We start from the raw sequence: 17,815 nt of genomic DNA, 5'->3' as shown, positions 1-17,815 counted from the left end.
AACAATATTTGAATTATGAAATCACGATATCAACATATTATTGCCGGATTAATTTTGACAGTAGCACTGTCAGCTACATCCTGCTCTTCATTTTTAGAAGAACAGGACCCCTCTAATCTCGGTCCCGAAAGTTATTATACTTTACCGGAACATGCTACAGCAGCTATTGCCGCCGCGTATGCTCAAACCCGCTTTATTGGTGGCGGGGCCGGTATTTTTTCCCAGAATTACTCCATGTTAGAGATGGTAACCGGTACGGCCAGTACAGAAACAGGCCAGAATACAGATTTAAATAATCTCCAGTCGTTGGTGTATAACGGAGATAACGTTCATCTTAACAACTGGTGGAATGGCCTTTACAGCGTGATAGCACAAACCAATCTGGTTCTGGAAAAAGTTCCCGGTATTAACCCCATGGATGAAGCGGAAAAGAAAAAAATACTGGGCGAAGCACAATTTTTGCGGGCATGGTCTTATTTTTATTTAGTAAGATTATGGGGTGATGTTCCTTTACTCACAGCCCCTGTTAATGCCACTTCTCCGGAATTGAAACCCTCCCGTGCAAAAACAGAAGAGGTGTACAGCCAGATTGTAGCAGATCTTACTGCAGCAGAAGCTTCAGGTTTGCCAATGGCTGATAACTCAGGAAGAGCTTCGTTAGGGGCTGTAAAGACGTTACTTGCAAAAGTGTATCTTACTATGGCCGGCAATCCTTTAAATCTTGGCCAGCAATATTATAAGCTTGCTGCCGATAAAGCGAATGAAGTAATCAGTAGCGGCGCTTATTTTCTTTTTCCGTCTTACAGTGATCTTCATAGTTTGGCCCAAGAGAATAAAGGTGAGCATATCTTTGAAATCCAATATTTAGCTTCTGTAGCCGATAATAATGGCTTACAGTCGGTTTTATTGCCTAATTTTAAAGATGTATCAGCTTTCAGTACAGAAGTGGGAAGCACTGTACCAACGGTGTCGTTTTACAATTCCTTTGAAGCAGGAGATAAACGGGTGCAGGAGCAGCAATTCTTCTATACCAAATATTATGATGGTGGAAGCGGACCCTTAAAAGATCTGAATAAACCTTATATCTATAAATTATTTGATATCCCTGCTCACGGAACATTAGGTTCTCCTGGTAGTGCCCGCAGTGATTTAAATATTCCTAACCTTCTTTATTCGGACTTACTTTTAATGTATGCTGAAGCACAAAATGAAGCTGATGGAGCACCTAATAATATTGCATATAAAGCGTTAAATGATATTAGAGCCCGGGCTTCTTTACCTGCATTGTCAGGTTTAAGCCAGACGGCTTTTCGTGAAGCAGTATGGCGCGAACGCTGGCATGAGCTCTGCTACAATAATTTAACCTGGTTTGATATGATCCGTTTGAGAAAAGTTTACAACGAGTCAACTAATAATTTTGATGATTTTGTTGGTCATGCATTCAGTTATGGTCCGGTACTAGCGGAAAAGCATTTATTGTTTCCGCTGCCAACCAACGAGATGAAGAACAATCCAAATCTTACTCCGCAAAATCCTGGATATTGAACAGGTTTCCTAATAAGGCTTCCCTCAATTATGGGGAGCCTTATTTCTAAAATATACGTTACAAATCTTTAATTATAGAAAATACCCTTAATTTGGTCGTTCTTTATATAATAAACCGTTATTATTTTCTTGTATACCTTATTGTTCGATGAATAGAATTTTTGCTTTCCTGCTTTTATTTTTTAGTGTAAATGTATTTGGACAGAATTTACAGTCTTTTGAACCTGTGGAACTTGTTAATCCTTTAATGGGTTCCGATTCAAAACCTTCTCTTTCTAACGGAAATACCTATCCTGCGATAGCTGTGCCGTGGGGCATGAATTTCTGGACACCCCAAACGGGTAAAATGGGTGATGGTTGGGCTTATACGTACAATGCAGATAAGATCAGGGGGTTTAAGCAAACGCACCAGCCGTCTCCGTGGATGAACGATTACGGGCAGTTTGCGATAATGCCGGTAACAGGAAAGCTGAAAATAAATCAGGATGAAAGGGCAAGCTGGTTTTCACACAAAGCCGAAATAGCTAAGCCTTATTATTACAGCGTTTACCTGGCCGATCACGATGTGACGGCAGAAATTACGCCAACAGAACGTGCTGCTCAATTCCGGCTGACTTATCCTAAAACAGACAGTGCGTATGTAATTATAGATGCTTTTGATAAAGGGTCGTACGTAAAGATCATCCCTGAAAAAAGAATGGTCATCGGGTACAGCACAAAATACGCAAGTGGCGACTTGAAAAATTTTAAGAACTACTTCGTGGTACAGTTTGATAAAGATTTTACAATTAACGGAGCTTGGGATGGTGCGAAATTTTATCCTGGAAAACAAGAGCTTGAATCAAATCATACCGGGGCGGTTATCGGATTTAAAACCAAAAAAGGAGAACAGGTTAATTTAAAAGTAGCTTCTTCTTTTATAAGTCATGATCAGGCCCTTCTAAACCTTGAACGGGAGCTGGCAAACGACAGCTTTGAGCAAACAAAAAGTAAGGCAAAAGAAATCTGGTCTGAGCGCTTAAGCCGTGTTAAGGCAGAAGGAGGAAGTATCGATCAGTTACGGACTTTTTATTCATGCCTTTACCGGACGCTGTTTTTTCCCAATAAACTTTATGAACTTGATAAAAACAACCAGATTGTTCACTGGAGCCCGTATAATGGTAAAGTTTTACCGGGTTATATGTTTGCAGGCACCGGTTTTTGGGATACATTCCGTGCCTTATATCCTTTCTTAAATCTTGTTTATCCTTCCATTAACAAAGAAATGCAGGAAGGACTTATTAACGATTATAAAGAAGGAGGATGGCTGCCGGAATGGTCCAGCCCCGGGTATTCAAATGTCATGATCGGCAATAATTCGGCCTCTGTTGTAGCTGATGCCTACATAAAGGGAATGCGTGGATACGATATTGAAAAACTGTACGAGGCGCTTAAGCATGGTGCTAATAACGAAGGCCCTATAGATGCGGTAGGAAGAAGGGGAGTACAATATTATAATTCCTTAGGATATGTACCTTACGACGTAAAAATCAATGAAAATGCAGCAAGAACGCTTGAATATGCATACGATGATTTTGCTATTTACCAGTTAGGAAAGGCATTAAACAAACCGAAGAAAGAACTGGATTTATATGCACGCCGCAGCCAGAACTACCGCAACCTGTTTGATAAAAGTACAGGCCTGATGCGTGGTAAAAATAAAGACGGAAAATTCATGTCGCCTTTTAATCCGTTTAAATGGGGCGATGCCTTTACCGAAGGAAATAGCTGGCATTATACGTGGTCGGTTTTTCATGACGTGCAGGGACTAATTAATTTAATGGGTGGACGTGAACAATTTGTAAATAAACTAGATTCGGTATTTGCCCTTCCTCCCATATTCGATGAGAGTTATTATAATTCAGTTATTCATGAAATTCGTGAAATGCAAATTGCAAACATGGGACAGTATGCGCATGGAAATCAGCCTATCCAGCACATGATCTATTTATATAATTATGCAGGAGAACCATGGAAAGCGCAATACTGGGTTCGGGAGGTTTTGAACCGTTTGTATAAAGCAACGCCTGATGGATATTGCGGAGATGAAGATAACGGTCAAACTTCTGCCTGGTATGTTTTTTCTTCTATGGGATTTTATCCGGTTACGCCGGCTACCGATCAGTATGTAATTGGAGCCCCTTTATTTAAAAAGGTTACTATTAAATTGGAAAACGGAAAACAGATCATAATCAATTCTACAGATAATAGTGAGGAGAACAGGTATATTCAGGATATGAAGCTGAACGGAGCAGACTATACAAAAAACTGGCTGAGCCATTCATCCTTAATGAAAGGGGCAACTATTGATTTCAGGATGTCATCAAATCCAAATAAACAACGTGGCATAAAACCAGAAAGTTTCCCTTATTCATTCTCTAACAGTAATATTAAAAAATAACGATGTATAACAATTTGTTATCATTATTGAACTGGAAAAAATTCCTTTAAATTTAATCAGTGATAACAGACCTATTATTAACCCAATATGAGTGATTTTCAAATAAAAAAATCCCCTAAAAAGTACGATGTGATCATCGTGGGCTCAGGTGCAGGCGGAGGAATGGCAGGATATACACTTGCCAAGGCGGGTGTTAAAGTATTGATGCTGGAAGCCGGTCCTTTTTTTGATCCTGCTAAGGATTCTTTACAGCTAAAATGGTCGTGGGAATCTCCAAGAAGGGGAGCTTCAACCGTAAGGCCTTTTGGTGATTTTGACGCAGCTTTCGGAGGCTGGGAAATAGACGGAGAACCTTATACACGAAAAGACAAGACAGAATTTGAATGGTTCAGGTCGCGAATGCTGGGCGGAAGGACTAACCACTGGGGAAGAATTTCTTTAAGGATGGGCCCTACAGATTTTAAAGGGAAAAGTTATGACGGAGCTACCGATGACTGGCCGATCAGCTACGAAGATGTAAAACCTTATTACGATAAGGTAGACCGTTTAATTGGTGTGTACGGTACTGTCGAAGGAATAGAAAGCGAGCCGGATGGAATCTTTCTTCCACCGCCAAAACCCCGTTTAAATGAACTTTTTATTAAAGAAGGTGCAAAGAAGGCCGGAGTAAAAGTTATTCCGGGAAGAGGATCTGTACTTACCGAAGCCCTGCCCGGAAACAACGATCGGCATGCCTGCTTTTTCTGCGGGCAATGTAACCGCAGCTGTAAGATCTATGCTGATTTCTCTTCATCTTCTGCGCTGGTAATTCCCGCTTTAAAGACAGGTAATCTCGAAGTAATATCAAACGCAATGGTGCGTGAAGTAATTACCGGAAAAGATGGAAAGGCTGTAGGAGTATCTTATGTAAACAAAAAGGATATGCAGGAATACCAGGTAAACGGTGGAATTGTTATCCTTGCTGCAAGTGCTGCCGAATCTGCCCGTATCCTGCTTAATTCTAAGTCAAACAATCATCCAAACGGACTGGCAAACAGCAGTGGTATTGTAGGAAAATATTTACACGACTCTACCGGCGCAGGTATGTCCGGCTTTTTACCGCAACTGATGGATCGGAAACGGTATAATGAAGATGGGGTAGGAAGTGTGCACATTTACTCTCCCTGGTGGCTGGATAATAAGAGGCTCGATTTCCCGAGAGGGTACCACATCGAATACTGGGGAGGAATGGGAATGCCTTCTTATGGATTTGGTGGAGGTGTTCCGTTTATTAACGGAATGGTTCCTGATCGTAATGGAAAAACGAAAGATGCAGGTGGTTATGGTAAAGCGCTGAAGGATGATTACCGCCGTTTTTATGGCACACAGGTTGGTATGGCCGGTCGTGGAATGGCAATTGCAAGAGAATCAAACTATTGTGAAATCGATCCGAACGTGGTAGATAAATACGGTATCCCTGTATTGCGCTTCCATTATAAATGGAGTGATGCCGAAATAAAACAGGCAAAACACATGCAGGAAACTTTTAAAGAAATAATGCATGGAATGGGTGCTGTTATTACCTCGCAGGTACAGGGGCCTGAAACAAATTACGGACTTTTAAAACCCGGCGAGATTATTCACGAAGTAGGTACGGTGCGGATGGGTAACGATCCCGGCACTTCAGCCTTAAATAAATGGTGCCAGGCGCACGATTGCGAAAATCTGTTCGTAGTTGACGGAGCCCCGTTTGTGCAGCAGGGAGATAAAAATCCTACATGGACTATTCTCGCATTATCCATGCGTACCTCCGAGTATATTATCAATCAACGTAAGAAACAAAATGTTTAGGTCATGAACAGAAGAGAATCGTTAAAATTTATAGGCTTAACAACGCTGAGTACAGGAGTACTGCTGGAGGCGTGTAAAACTGATAACAAAACTGCTGCTGTAGCCGGTAATGATACTTCAGATACAACGGGACGTGAAGACTTTGAGATAGAACGCCTTAAAAAATTACGGGAGGAAACCTTTTTTACAGAGCACGAGATGGCAACCATTACTGTACTTGCTGATATTATTATTCCAAAAGATGAAGTATCAGGAAGTGCGTCTGATGCGAAGGTTCCGGAGTTTATAGAATTTATTGTAAAGGATATACCTGACCATCAGGTTCCGATGCGGGGCGGGTTAAGATGGCTGGATCTGCAGGCGCTTAATCGTTTCGGTAAGACTTTTAAAGACAGCACAGCCGATCAGCAGATTGAAATAGTGGATGACATTGCTTATCCGATGAAAGCAAAACCTGAAATGCAGCAGGGCGTTGCTTTTTTCAATAGGATGCGCAATTTAACCGCTTCGGGATTTTATACCACTAAAATGGGTATAAACGATATCGGCTACAAAGGAAATTCACCCGGCAAATGGGAGGGAGTACCTGCCGATGTTTTAGCGAAATACGGATTTAAAGAAGGATAGTAAAGTCTTTCCTTTATATTTAAATTTCCTGAGCCTGTTGAAGAATTTTGTTCTATATCCATTACAGATTCTTCGACAGGCTTTTTTATTGCTGTAATAATCCCTCGAGTTTTTTTATTGCCTGTTCCATATTAATTCCTTTTCCAAGTACAGGCTTAAAAATATCTCCCTGCTCTTTTATCCGGCTCATCGCATTAAAAATAGTAAAGTCTTTCATTTGCAACCCGATCTTCACTTCGTCCCAATGTAATGGCATAGAAACTGTTGCGCCGGGTTTGGGCCGTAAAGAATACGGTGCTGCAACGGTTGCCTGAGGGCGGTTTTGCAAAAAATCTATATACAGCTTCCCCTTTCTTTTTTCAGTTAAACGTTCAATACTGGTATAATCCGGCAATTGTGAATGGACGATTTTGGCAACTAACCGACCAAATTCTTTTGACTGCTCGTACGTGTATTTTGCTGCTAAGGGTATATAAATATGCAAGCCTGTAGAACCGGATGTTTTACAATAGGATGTAATCTTAGACTCATCTAAAATCCGTTTAGTAATTTGGGCAGTTTCAATAACTTGTTCAAACGGATTTTTATCAGGATCGAGATCAATAATACACCAATCGGGATTGTCCGGAGATTCACAGCGGCTGCTCCAGGGATTGATCTCAATGCAGCCTAATGATGCAATGTACAGGAGGCTTGCTTCATTTGTGCAGACCATGAAATTTTTATATCGCTGGTCGGCTTCGCTGTAATACCTGAAAGTCTCTATCCAGGAAGGGACTTTACCGGTAACATCTTTCTGGTAAAAGCTGTTTTTATAAATTCCATTCGGAAAGCGGTTCAGGGTTTGCGGCCTTTCCACTAAATAAGGCAGCATATATGGGGCCACCTGGTAATAATAATTTAGCATATCCCGCTTGCTTATTTTTTCATCCGGCCAGAATATCTTACTCAAATTTGTAAACTTCAGTTCGTGGCCGTTTACCTCACGCACTTGTGTTTCATCCCCAGGGTTTAAAAGCGATTTTCTTATCTTTTTTCCAGGTCTGCTGATTACCTTTTTCTGATGCAGCGCTTCAGCTTCGTCTATAACTTCATTTGTGTCGGCAGGTTTCTCACGGACTACTTCCTTCGCATTTTTGTCTTCACGTAAACCTTTAAATGAAGGATGCCGAACCGCACCGTCTTTCGTAAGTTCTCGGTAACTTATTTCTACAACAACTTCGGGTTTAACCCATGTTACCGTTGCTTTAGGAGGGTTTGGCCGAAACCTGGAAGGTTTGTTATATTCCGGCACGCGATTAAAAGGACATTCAGGAATAATTAAGGGCTTTAGTTTTTCAAGTATTTCTGTCTGCAATTTGTCAGAGAAACCTGTTCCTACCGGGCATACATGTTTAAATTCATTGTTTTCAAAAATTCCTAAAAGCAAAGCACTAAACTGTCGGGAGGTATTTTCATTTTTGGTATAACCGCCAATTATCAATTCCTGGTGTTTTTCAGTTTTGATTTTTAACCATTCTTTTGATCTAGTATCGGGAAAATAAAAACTATCAATTTTTTTTGCAATGATTCCTTCCAATCCCATTTTCTCAGCTACCTTGAAGAAATCAGTTCCTTTGGCATCAAAAGATTTACTCAGTTTAATATTTCCTTCGTCAGGGATGATACTTTCCAATAATTCACGCCTTTCTTTTAAAGGTCGCTCCATTAAATTCCGGCCTTTATACCATATTATATCAAAAAGATAAAAAAATAACTCTCCGTCTGCTTCGCTTCTCCAGGTTTGCAATGCAGAGAAGTCAGCAATTCCTTTTTCGTTTAGTACGGTAATTTCACCATCAACAACTGCCTCTGTATTCCATTGTTCCAACTGTTGCCTTATTGGGTAGAACTTTTCGTTGAACGAGTTATTATTTCTCGATTTTAATTCAACAGTTCCATTTTTTATATAGGCCATAGCCCGGTAACCGTCCCATTTTATTTCATATATCCATCCTTCTTCATCAAAAGCTTTATCAACCAGGGTGGCAAGCATCGGTTTTAAATCCTGAGGCATAACTCCAGTTTCATTTACCAAGGTTGCCGCAGGAGCTGTATTTGATTTTTTTGTAGTTCTCATAAATTGCTTAGGCTCCTGAAAAAGATACAGAAGCTAAATTAGAACCAATACAATTTCGTTTTGGTTTGAATAGCAGTTAAGACAAAGATGAGAGCAGCTTAAGGAAAAGCAATTTTTACAAATTGTATCCCCGGACTTTTCTTTTTGTCGAATTCCATCCAGTTTCTCATCTCCGCTTTAGCTTCGCTAAAGGAATGTGTATAGGGATAATCCAGGAAAATCGCCGACGAGGAAAATTGCGGGTTGCGCAGATGGTTTAAGCCAATCATCAGGTCATGATCAACGTCATTAAGCCAATTGTTGTATGTGTCTTCGCCAAAGCGTTCAATTAGTTTAGTACTTAAGCAGCCCCATGCTTCTGAAAGCAATTTTTTACCTGATTCTTGATTGTCATACCGTTCAACAGGGAAGGGATCTGAGTATAAAACGGTATCTCTTAACTTAATGTAATAGAAAGTGAAATAGGCTGTGTCTGCAGCAAGAAAACAACGGGGTGAAGTTGGTTCTACTTCTTCTTCTATAAATTCTTCTTTTTTTGCTGCTGGTTTTTCCGGCCTTTTTTGGAGTGGTTTGTGCTGAATTACTGCAGCTTTTGATTTGCTTTTTGCTATAGGCGCAGGAATAGTTTTTGACGTAGTACCTTTTGAGGCGCCTGGCGTATTGTTTTCACCGGGAAATGCAATAACTCCGGCCGGCCCCTTTGCTTTGGCCTTATCCGATTGTGCATTCATCTTTGCAATAGAACTGATTTTGCTCCCAACATCGCCGCTGATTTCTTCTGTGTACCTAATGCTCAGAGAAACTACCGAGAGTTGTGTTTTGGCAGAATGTGTAGAACGGGCAGGAATTATAACACGTTGTTTCGATTGCACTTCTCTCCAGTTACCGGACTTACTGAATCTGTAAAATACGGAATTGCTGCTCCCATTGTATAAGGTTACATAGCTTCCTTTGCAATAGGTATGTGCAGCTTTATCGCTTACATAAGCGATTATTCCGGCTTTAAGATATAATTCAGGATTTACGTAACAGCTTATGGACAAGCTTTTTTCCTTTTGCTGAGCGTATGCTCCCCAACAAAAAAATAAAATAACAAATACCAATCTTATTCTTAAACTCACTTCTTAATAACGATAGAAATTCTCTGTAATTGCCTTTTTTACTTTTGAGAACAAATGTGAGAAGGAATTTCTTTTAAAGATTTTAGAATAAAATTGAGGATTTTTATAACTAATTACTTAATTAAAATTAGAGGGTTAGAAAGAGGTTAATTTCTTGCCTTAAAAAAAATGTTAAATATTTTTTGTTGTTACGAAATCTTTCGTATAATTGTTTACGAAAACATTCGTATATGAATATTAAACCAACAGAAAGCGAACTGGAAATATTACAGGTGCTGTGGCAGCTTGGTTCTGCAACCGTACGGGAAGTGAATGAAAGCTTATCCAGGTCAAAAGGAAAAGAAGTGGGATACACCACGACTTTGAAATTGATGCAAATAATGTATGACAAAGGAATGCTGGAACGTGACAGCAGTACACGTACTCACATTTTTAAGCCGCTTATCAGCAGGAAAGATGCACAGCGAAATATGCTGAATAAAATGATCGATTCTGTTTTTAACGGTTCTTCAGCCCAATTGGTTATGCAGGCACTGAATAACCAGAAGTCTTCGAAAGAGGAAATAGAAATGATCAGAAAATACCTCGACGAATTGGATCAAAATAAATAGCATCATGAATACATCCGCTTTTATTTCAGCGTTAAGCGAAACCATATTTCTGTCTTGTATGCAGACACTGGTGATCTTAGGATTTATTAAATTCCTGTTTAAGGTAATATCATCTTTATCTGCCAACACAAAGTATTGGATTTTATATTCTTCGCTAACGCTTAGTTTCGGGCTTTTTGTTCTATCACTCGCTTCCTTATATTATAGTAAAACAGATATTATCTCTAATAGCGTGAATATAAGTTATTCCGTTTCTTCAAACAGTAAAAGCCTGCTGGAGAATCTGCTCCTGTGGCAGCAACAAAATGCCAGATTAATTGCCGTACTGTATTTTGTTGGTATGGCCTTTCAAATAAGCCGTTTTACTTCTGGTTGGCTTGATATTCTTCAAATTAAAAGGAATGAAATTCTGTTTGAAGATGAAGACTGGCTTAAAAGGGTTAAACGGCTCAGAGAAAAAGCGAAAGTTTTTAAAGAAATAACCCTCTATGTTTCCAGGAATATTGCAGTCCCCTTTACCGTTGGCTTTTTAAAACCCGCAATTATTGTTCCCGTTGCTATGTTGAACAGGTTAAGTGTCGGGCAGGTTGAAGCTATTCTGCTCCACGAGCTGGCGCATATAAAACGGAACGATTACCTGTTTAACATCTTTCAGCGGCTCATGGAAACGGCCTTGTTTTTCAATCCTTGTGTCTGGCTTATCTCAAAAGAAATTGAAAGGCAAAGAGAATACTGCTGCGATGAAAGTGTACTTATAAATACAGAGGACGCAGTTAGCTATGCAAAAGCACTGTTGATTCTTGAAGAAAACCGCAACGATAATGTATTTGCAATGGCTGCAAAAGGAGCAGATAAATACCCGCTATTAACCCGAATTAAACGATTAACTATTATGAATAAATTAAAAACGTCTCCCACACATGGCTTTATTGCACTTGCTGCAATTGTTAGCGTTGGAATATCTCTTGCATGGGCTATTCCTACACTAAAAGAGAAGAAAACTTTAGCTTTTCCTCAACAAGATACTGTTAAAACAATTGAAAATACGGTAAAGGCAATACAGGTAAACAGAACTGATACTACTCATAAGGTTGTCAAAAAAGACAGTAAAACTATAGAGACAGATAAGGATAACAGGATTGTTGTTCAAGATACTTCCAATGCTTTTTACAACAGTAAAGAATGGAAAGATCTGCAGAAAGAAATTCAGAAAAATGCCGAAGCCATGAAAAAAGTTGCAGAAGAACAAAAGAAGTTTTTTGCAAGTGATGAATGGAAAAAACAGCAGCAGGAAATACAAAAAAATGCTGTGGCAATGAAAAAGCATTTTGATAGTCAGGAGTGGAAACAGCTCCAGTCTGAGATACAAAAGAATGCAGAAGAAATGCGTAAGTTTTATGACAATCCCGAATGGAAGAAAATGCAGGCGGAGTTTCAGCAAAAAGCACAGGAGTGGAGCAAGAAAGCTTTAAACACCGATGAATGGAAGAAACATCAGAAAGAGTTTAGTTTAAAAGCTGAAGAGTTTCAGAAGAAATTTAATAATCCTGAATGGCAGAAAAAACAATTGGAATTTCAGAAAAAAGCTGAAGAATTTCAGAAAAAGTTTGACAGCGAATGGCAGAAAAAGCAAACCGAACTGGATAAGAAAAGCCAGGAACTGGCAGAGAAATGGAAAAATTCAGATTTTGAAAAGAAAATGGAGACTTTGGGAGAGAAACAGGAAGAATTAATGAAAAAGATGGAAAGCGAAAAGACGGAGTCGGCCGAACAGAAATAGTAGCTGATCTTAAAAGATAATAACCGTCATCTGTTTAGGTGGCGGTTTTTTTTATGCAGTTATGACTTCTCTCTTTAATAAAGAAAAAGGAAAGCAGAAGGATAAAAAATCCACATTTCTTACTGAAACACCTAAACAAAAAAATCATAAATTAGAGAATGCTAAGACTTACCATATGAAAAAAGTTTTCTTGTTTTGTTCTGCACTGTTGGCTGCATTGTCTTCTAAAGGCCAGGAAAGTCAGTTGAAAGATTGGATGTTAGGGCCTTTTTATAAAATTGATGAAGTAAATCCGATTCTTCGGCCTGCACAAAATACTGTTTTTCGAGATCCTATGCGTAATACCAACGTAGCGTGGGAGGCAATGCATGTTTTTAATCCCGCAGCAGTTGTTAAAGACAATAAAGTATATCTTCTGTATCGTGCAGAAGATTCTACCGGTACGGGGATAGGAGGCCATACATCCAGGATAGGCCTTGCTGTTAGTGAGGATGGAAAGAATTTTAAACGTTATCCTCACCCTGTGGTATATCCCGCTAATGACATTTCTAAAAAGTACGAATGGGATGGAGGTTGTGAAGATCCGAGGGTAGTACAGTCTGCCGATGGAACTTTTGTAATGACTTATACCATGTGGGATAGAAAACTTGCAAGGATAGGAGTAGCAACTTCTAAAGACCTGATACACTGGACAAAACATGGTTCAGCTTTTGAGAAAGCATATGGTGGAAAGTTTAAAGAAATATGGTCAAAATCAGCATCTGTTATATGCGAACTGAAAGGAGGAAAGTTCCTTGCTAAAAAAATAAATGGAAAATACTGGATGTACTGGAATGAGGCAACAATAAATCTTGCCACATCTACAGATCTGGTAAACTGGACTCCCGTGCTGGATCAGAATGGCGAGTTATTGAAGGTTTTTACCATGCGGAAGGGGAAATTTGACAGCGGATTGGTTGAGCCCGGCCCTCCTGCAGTTGTAACTGATAAAGGAATTGTTTTTTTGTATAACGGCAAAAATGCAGAAAATGATGGCGATCCCGATCTTCCTGTTAATACTTATTCTGCCGGACAGGCTTTACTTGACCCTAAAGATCCTGCTAAACTGCTCGACAGGTCAGACGTTTATTTTATAAAACCGGAAAAGCAGTACGAGATAACAGGCCAATACACGGCAGGTACTGTGTTTATAGAAGGGCTTGTTTATTTTAAAAACAGGTGGCTTTTATATTATGGTACCGCCGATTCGAAAGTCGCGGTAGCTGAAAGTAAAAAATAAAAGTTACGATTTTAATCTCGGATAACTGTTAAAGAAGCTACCATGTTAATAAGGTCGTTTTTTTCCTGCTCGGGAGTAAGAACAGCATTGTAATTTGCCGAAGCAATGTATACAAGCCCATTTTTCAGTGTGACTTTCTGATAGCTGATACCGCCGGTTGCTGGTTGTTGTAAGTTAAAAAGGCAGTAGTTTTTGATTGATCATAATGAATTTCAGGCAGGCTGTTTATATATCCGGCATTCAGAATTAATTGCAGTCCTGCTTCAACCTGGGTAGGAAAATCATAACCGGGAGTTGATTCTGAGCGGTTTACATTAACGTTTCCATAACTGCTGGTAATGGTATTTATAGGAATGTATGAATTTGTGAGTCCTTCTGCACTATAAGAAAGCCGGTAACGCTCGGGATGCTCTACAGTTAATACAAAGCCAGCTTCCTTATTTATTAAATTTTTTCCGGTAAAGCTTTCGGGGCTAATAGTAATATTTTCCTTTTGTATCTGGTCAATTACCTTAGGTTCGATTACACCGGTCGTAAAATCTACTTTTTCTCCCCGTACAGTAGTGCTTACAGTAGATTGATTTACCTGTTCTACAATCGGTTTGTCTACACTGAAAGCAAATTTTCCTTTAGTGATATCAATATCTACCTTGCGGGTGCCATCCGTTCCTCTGAATACGAGTATAAGGCCCATGCATGAAATTATTCCCATCAAAAGATAGAGCATTAACTGGCGTTTGGTTTTTGCCTTTCACGTTCTATCAGAACACTGTCTGATTCGGTAGCAGAAGTTTTAGAACCCATAAAGAAATTGTTACAGGTGGTAGAAGTTTTTTTAGATAGCTTATATAAATATAGAAAATATATTGGCACTGTCAGTATATTTTAAATTCTAGTTGCTCAGAATTGTAACCCTTTTTATTCTCACCCTCTCTAATTCTTTAAATAACATAAATGGACATGATAAATTTTTCTATTGTATTATTCGCAGTTTCTGCAGTGCTCGGATTAAGTATTTTAGTTAAGTGGCTTACAAAAAAAGAGGCATCTAAAGGAGTTATTTATTCGCATGGACTGGTAGCAGCTGTAGCACTTGTGTTACTAATTGTATATGCGGCTCAGCATCCGGATGACTTTCCTAAGGTTAGTATTATTCTGTTTGTCATCGCCGCTTTGGGTGGCTTTTATATGTTTATCCGCGACTTGCAGAAAAAAGCCAGTCCCTTATCAGTAGCGTTTGTTCATGCTTTGCTGGCAATTGTCGGATTTGTAGCATTACTTCTATTTGCTTTCGCCTGATTATGAAAATTTTCGGACATCCCTTACACATCATGCTTATCCACTTCCCTTCGGCACTTTTTCCCATGGACTTTGTATGCTCCCTGCTTGCCTTTTATCTGGGCAGTGATTTGTTTACAAACGCTTCTTTTTGTGCAATGGCAGGCGGAGTTTTAGCAGGTTTCTTTGCAATAATTACAGGTGCAGCCGATCTGATCCACGTCAGTGAACAGAAGTCTGCGGTTGTAAAAAAAGTGCTGATTCATGGTAGTATCAACACGCTGGTAGTTATGGGATATAGTGTTCTTGCATTCATTTCTATTAAAAATTATCCGGCACTTGTTTCAGATACAGTACCGGAAATAATAATTAAAGGATTTTTGGTAACTTTCATGATTGCAGGGAATTATATAGGGGGAAATTTAATTTTAAAAGACAGAATCGGACTAGAAAAAGATTAAAATGGAAATACTAAGTCAGGTTAAACAATATACCGATTTTGAAATCGTATCGCTGATAAAGGAAGGAGAAATCCCCGCATACGAAATTTTAATAAGGAGATACAATTCATCCCTTTATAAAATTGGCAGGGCATATGGGTATAACCATCAGGATACAGAAGATTTAATACAGGATACGTATGTAAGCGCATTTTTTAACCTTTCAAAGTTTGAGAACCGTTCAGCCTTTAAAACATGGCTCACCAGAATTATGCTCAATAATTGCTATCAGAAAAGACAGAAGTTCAGCTTTTCAAAGCAGGTACTTATTGATAATGAGTTTTCAGAAAACGACAATCCAATGTTTCAAAAACAGGAAAATAGCGAAAGGGCAGTTATTAACAGGGAATTAGGCCGCGTAATGGAAAATGCTTTGCAACAAATTCCTGCCGATTACAGGATGGTTTTTACCCTGCGTGAATTAAACGGATTAAGTGTTTTAGAAACGGCCGATGCACTTGACATTACAGAAAGCAATGTTAAAGTAAGATTGACCCGGGCGAAAAAGATGCTGCGCTTTGAAATAGAAAAGATGTATTCTCCTGAAGATATTTTTGAATTTAACCTTATTTATTGTGACAGAATAGTGGAGAGAGTGATGTCGGAGATAAAAAGTCAGAAAGAAGCGGATTTTTAGTGGTATTCTGATAAACATTATTTACCCTAATAATATTTTAACATCTTTCATATTTTATAAAAAATCGCTTTGTTGAAATCCGGCTGTGATCTTGTTTCGTAGGTAATTGTATCTAATACAACTACTATGAAAACAAAAGTTCTGAAATTGGCCCTGCCGGTTTTATCCGCACTGTTTTTATCTGCTATTTTTGCATTTGCGTATTATCCCAACAAATCAAATAGCTCAGCACCTGGTTCAAATGTTTCAGTTGCAGAAGTAACTGAAAATCTTGAATTTGATTTTGATCAATCCCTTATCAGGAAAAACAACCGCCCACAACTTATTAAGCTTGCCGCCTTAATGAAAACGAATGACAAGGTTTTGGCACTACGGGGACACGCAGATGCTATCGGTGAGTATGTTTATAACTGGAACTTTCTAAAAGAAGGGCAGACGAAGTAAAAAGCTTTTTAGTGAGCCTTGGAATTGACGAAGAAAGAATAGTTGCTACAGAGTTTGGAAGCACCATTCCCATAGCAAGCAATAAAACGGCTGCAGGTCGCCAAAAGAACAGAAGAGTTGAGTTTAAGATTGTTGAAAGAAAATACTAACGGGTAGATTGTTGAAAAAGCGTAGTCGAATAATTAATAAGGCTACGCTTCTTATAATGACAATCGTTTTCACGCAATCTTATGAAGAACTACCATTGATTCCTCTGATGCAGAAGAATTAAGGAAATTTGCTATTTCTTTGGTAAGAAGTTCGGTTTCAATCAAAAAACCATCATGGCCATAAAGAGAATTAATTTCAATATAGCGGGAATTACGGATGTTTTTTGCCAGAAATTTTTGTTCTTCCGGTGGAAATAAAATGTCGGAAGAAATAGCTGTTACCAGCGTTTTTGCGGTAATTTTTTCTAAGGCTTGTTTTGCCGATCCCCGTTGCCTTCCTACATTATGGCTGTCCATAGCTTTGCTTAAATACCAGTAGCTGTACGCATTAAAGCGGTTAACCAACTTTTCTCCCTGGTAATTCTGATAAGACGAAGCCCTGAAATCATCGGTTTTATCAGCAGATATTTCCTGTTGCGTTATTTCATACGTTTCATAACTACGATATGAAAGGAGTGCAATGCTCCGTGCGGCTTTCAATCCTTTTTTTCCGCCATCTTTTGTTTGCGCATAAAAGGTACGATCAGTGCTTATTGCAAGGCGCTGACTTTCATTAAATGCAATTCCCCAGGCTGAATGAAAAGCATTGGTGGCAATCAAAACCAGTTTTTTTATTCTTTCCGGCTCAATTATAGCCCATTCTACAGCTTGTTGTCCTCCTAAGGACCCACCAATAAGCAGTTCGATATTTTCAATTTGTAAATGATTTGCCAGCAGGATTTGTGCATTGACAATATCACGAACGGTATAAGCCGGAAATGAAAGATAATATGGTTGTCCTGTAGACGGATTGAGACTTAGTGGATTTGTGGTTCCATAGGCAGAGCCTAAAACATTGGCACAAACAATAAAATGATCTTCCGGATTGAAGAAACCATTTTCTCCGAATAAACCTTTCCACCAGTCAAACACATCTGAATTTGCGGTTAGCGCATGGCAAACCCAGATTACATTGTCTTTTTTTGAATTAAGTTTACCATAGGTATGATAAGCAATTTCCAGGTTCTTGATTTTTTTGCCGTTTTCCAGCTTGAATTGCTTCTTATATTTATATACTTCAAAACTCATTTTGTACGATGTCAGATAAACAAAAATTTTAATTAGGATTGCAAAATGGCAGGATTGCCAAAAATGTTAAATCCGACACATGTACCACAAAGAAAGCGGAGATGTCAAATAAAGAGGCTGGTTCGGGTCCGAAAATTTGCCGGACGGAGGAAGGGTCTTTGTCTGTTTCATGTTTTAATAATTTATATACTCCGCAACTGCGGACAGGAATTGGCACCTTCTGTTTCGTCAGGGTTGCCAGTGGGTCTACGAGCCCGTTCTCTCGCCACTTCTTTATAAATCAAAATCCTGAATTGGAATATTGATGAATATTGATATTGCTATCAA

At 39.0% G+C, this 17,815-nt stretch carries 16 protein-coding genes and 1 riboswitch; of the genes, 12 read left to right on the top strand and 4 right to left on the bottom strand.

Annotated elements, in window-relative coordinates; genetic code table 11:
• Window positions 1-15: 15 nt before the first annotated feature.
• The 4 genes from ACLCDL_RS00395 (at window position 16) to ACLCDL_RS00380 (ending at window position 6,442) form a co-directional block, all read left to right on the top strand.
• The gene (locus tag ACLCDL_RS00395) at window positions 16-1,545 is read left to right on the top strand and encodes a RagB/SusD family nutrient uptake outer membrane protein (protein ID WP_423146001.1); all 1,530 of its coding nucleotides are present in this window, start codon (window positions 16-18) and stop codon (window positions 1,543-1,545) included.
• A gap of 148 nt (window positions 1,546-1,693) precedes the next feature.
• Window positions 1,694-3,985: a GH92 family glycosyl hydrolase gene (locus ACLCDL_RS00390; protein WP_423146000.1), complete on the top strand. Its 2,292-nt coding sequence runs from the start codon at window positions 1,694-1,696 to the stop codon at window positions 3,983-3,985.
• 87 nt (window positions 3,986-4,072) lie between these two features.
• Window positions 4,073-5,815 (top strand): GMC family oxidoreductase, encoded by a 1,743-nt coding sequence (locus tag ACLCDL_RS00385; RefSeq protein WP_423145999.1) that lies wholly within the window; start codon window positions 4,073-4,075, stop codon window positions 5,813-5,815.
• 3 nt (window positions 5,816-5,818) lie between these two features.
• Window positions 5,819-6,442, top strand: a complete 624-nt coding sequence (locus ACLCDL_RS00380) for a gluconate 2-dehydrogenase subunit 3 family protein (RefSeq protein ID WP_423145998.1) — start codon at window positions 5,819-5,821, stop codon at window positions 6,440-6,442.
• A gap of 85 nt (window positions 6,443-6,527) precedes the next feature.
• On the opposite strand, the gene ligD is transcribed toward ACLCDL_RS00380, so the two are convergent.
• Complete coding sequence (gene ligD, locus ACLCDL_RS00375) at window positions 6,528-8,561, bottom strand: DNA ligase D (protein WP_423145997.1); 2,034 nt, start codon at window positions 8,559-8,561, stop codon at window positions 6,528-6,530.
• Between the two features lie 98 nt (window positions 8,562-8,659).
• Window positions 8,660-9,682 carry a hypothetical protein gene (locus tag ACLCDL_RS00370; protein ID WP_423145995.1) on the bottom strand — a complete coding sequence of 341 codons (1,023 nt, stop codon included), beginning with the start codon at window positions 9,680-9,682 and terminating at the stop codon, window positions 8,660-8,662.
• 230 nt (window positions 9,683-9,912) lie between these two features.
• On the opposite strand from ACLCDL_RS00370, the gene ACLCDL_RS00365 reads away from it, so the two are divergent.
• The 3 genes from ACLCDL_RS00365 to ACLCDL_RS00355 all read left to right on the top strand — a co-directional run bounded on the left by ACLCDL_RS00365 (window position 9,913) and on the right by ACLCDL_RS00355 (window position 13,352).
• Window positions 9,913-10,293, top strand: a complete 381-nt coding sequence (locus tag ACLCDL_RS00365; RefSeq protein ID WP_423145994.1) for a BlaI/MecI/CopY family transcriptional regulator — start codon at window positions 9,913-9,915, stop codon at window positions 10,291-10,293.
• Window positions 10,294-10,297: 4 nt separating this feature from the next.
• Window positions 10,298-12,073, top strand: coding sequence for a M56 family metallopeptidase (locus ACLCDL_RS00360; protein WP_423145993.1), 1,776 nt, complete (start codon window positions 10,298-10,300; stop codon window positions 12,071-12,073).
• 175 nt (window positions 12,074-12,248) lie between these two features.
• Entirely contained in the window at window positions 12,249-13,352 is a 1,104-nt protein-coding gene (locus ACLCDL_RS00355; protein WP_423145992.1) for a glycoside hydrolase family 130 protein, read from the top strand.
• Between the two features lie 124 nt (window positions 13,353-13,476).
• On the opposite strand, the gene ACLCDL_RS00350 is transcribed toward ACLCDL_RS00355, so the two are convergent.
• Window positions 13,477-14,079 (bottom strand): hypothetical protein, encoded by a 603-nt coding sequence (locus ACLCDL_RS00350; RefSeq protein ID WP_423145991.1) that lies wholly within the window; start codon window positions 14,077-14,079, stop codon window positions 13,477-13,479.
• A gap of 227 nt (window positions 14,080-14,306) precedes the next feature.
• Between ACLCDL_RS00350 and ACLCDL_RS00345 the strand changes: the two genes are divergently transcribed.
• The 5 genes from ACLCDL_RS00345 to ACLCDL_RS00325 all read left to right on the top strand — a co-directional run bounded on the left by ACLCDL_RS00345 (window position 14,307) and on the right by ACLCDL_RS00325 (window position 16,360).
• Window positions 14,307-14,651, top strand: a complete 345-nt coding sequence (locus ACLCDL_RS00345) for a hypothetical protein (protein WP_423145990.1) — start codon at window positions 14,307-14,309, stop codon at window positions 14,649-14,651.
• Window positions 14,652-14,653: 2 nt separating this feature from the next.
• On the top strand, window positions 14,654-15,091 hold the full coding sequence (locus ACLCDL_RS00340) for a DUF2231 domain-containing protein (RefSeq protein ID WP_423145988.1): 438 nt from the start codon (window positions 14,654-14,656) through the stop codon (window positions 15,089-15,091).
• Between the two features lies 1 nt (window position 15,092).
• The gene (locus ACLCDL_RS00335) at window positions 15,093-15,767 is read left to right on the top strand and encodes a sigma-70 family RNA polymerase sigma factor (RefSeq protein WP_423145987.1); all 675 of its coding nucleotides are present in this window, start codon (window positions 15,093-15,095) and stop codon (window positions 15,765-15,767) included.
• Between the two features lie 126 nt (window positions 15,768-15,893).
• On the top strand, window positions 15,894-16,211 hold the full coding sequence (locus tag ACLCDL_RS00330) for an OmpA family protein (RefSeq protein WP_423145986.1): 318 nt from the start codon (window positions 15,894-15,896) through the stop codon (window positions 16,209-16,211).
• Between the two features lie 11 nt (window positions 16,212-16,222).
• A complete protein-coding gene (locus ACLCDL_RS00325) occupies window positions 16,223-16,360 on the top strand; it encodes an OmpA family protein (RefSeq protein ID WP_423145985.1) in 138 nt (45 codons plus the stop codon).
• A 69-nt stretch (window positions 16,361-16,429) separates the two neighbouring features.
• Here ACLCDL_RS00325 and ACLCDL_RS00320 read toward each other — a convergent pair whose 3' ends face one another.
• Window positions 16,430-17,488 carry a homoserine O-acetyltransferase family protein gene (locus tag ACLCDL_RS00320; protein ID WP_423145984.1) on the bottom strand — a complete coding sequence of 353 codons (1,059 nt, stop codon included), beginning with the start codon at window positions 17,486-17,488 and terminating at the stop codon, window positions 16,430-16,432.
• 179 nt (window positions 17,489-17,667) lie between these two features.
• Window positions 17,668-17,770, bottom strand: a riboswitch (SAM riboswitch).
• Between the last annotated feature and the right edge of the window lie 45 nt (window positions 17,771-17,815).

The organism is Rubrilithobacter danxiaensis, from assembly GCF_047272945.1.
GTDB lineage: Bacteria > Bacteroidota > Bacteroidia > Sphingobacteriales > Sphingobacteriaceae > Rubrolithibacter > Rubrolithibacter danxiaensis.
This window is presented reverse-complemented; position numbering and strand designations above follow the sequence as displayed.

Bases quoted from the DNA above. Each gene is read 5' to 3' on its own strand.
- ACLCDL_RS00340 (WP_423145988.1), top strand. From the start codon at position 14,654: ATGAAAATTTTCGGACATCCCTTACACATCATGCTTATCCACTTCCCT.
- ACLCDL_RS00390 (WP_423146000.1), top strand. From the start codon at position 1,694: ATGAATAGAATTTTTGCTTTCCTGCTTTTATTTTTTAGTGTAAATGTA.
- ACLCDL_RS00350 (WP_423145991.1), bottom strand. From the start codon at position 14,079: ATGCTCTATCTTTTGATGGGAATAATTTCATGCATGGGCCTTATACTC.
- ACLCDL_RS00385 (WP_423145999.1), top strand. From the start codon at position 4,073: ATGAGTGATTTTCAAATAAAAAAATCCCCTAAAAAGTACGATGTGATC.
- ACLCDL_RS00320 (WP_423145984.1), bottom strand. From the start codon at position 17,488: ATGAGTTTTGAAGTATATAAATATAAGAAGCAATTCAAGCTGGAAAAC.
- ACLCDL_RS00360 (WP_423145993.1), top strand. From the start codon at position 10,298: ATGAATACATCCGCTTTTATTTCAGCGTTAAGCGAAACCATATTTCTG.
- ligD (WP_423145997.1), bottom strand. From the start codon at position 8,561: ATGAGAACTACAAAAAAATCAAATACAGCTCCTGCGGCAACCTTGGTA.
- ACLCDL_RS00380 (WP_423145998.1), top strand. From the start codon at position 5,819: ATGAACAGAAGAGAATCGTTAAAATTTATAGGCTTAACAACGCTGAGT.
- ACLCDL_RS00330 (WP_423145986.1), top strand. From the start codon at position 15,894: ATGAAAACAAAAGTTCTGAAATTGGCCCTGCCGGTTTTATCCGCACTG.
- ACLCDL_RS00355 (WP_423145992.1), top strand. From the start codon at position 12,249: ATGAAAAAAGTTTTCTTGTTTTGTTCTGCACTGTTGGCTGCATTGTCT.
- ACLCDL_RS00395 (WP_423146001.1), top strand. From the start codon at position 16: ATGAAATCACGATATCAACATATTATTGCCGGATTAATTTTGACAGTA.
- ACLCDL_RS00365 (WP_423145994.1), top strand. From the start codon at position 9,913: ATGAATATTAAACCAACAGAAAGCGAACTGGAAATATTACAGGTGCTG.
- ACLCDL_RS00345 (WP_423145990.1), top strand. From the start codon at position 14,307: ATGGACATGATAAATTTTTCTATTGTATTATTCGCAGTTTCTGCAGTG.
- ACLCDL_RS00335 (WP_423145987.1), top strand. From the start codon at position 15,093: ATGGAAATACTAAGTCAGGTTAAACAATATACCGATTTTGAAATCGTA.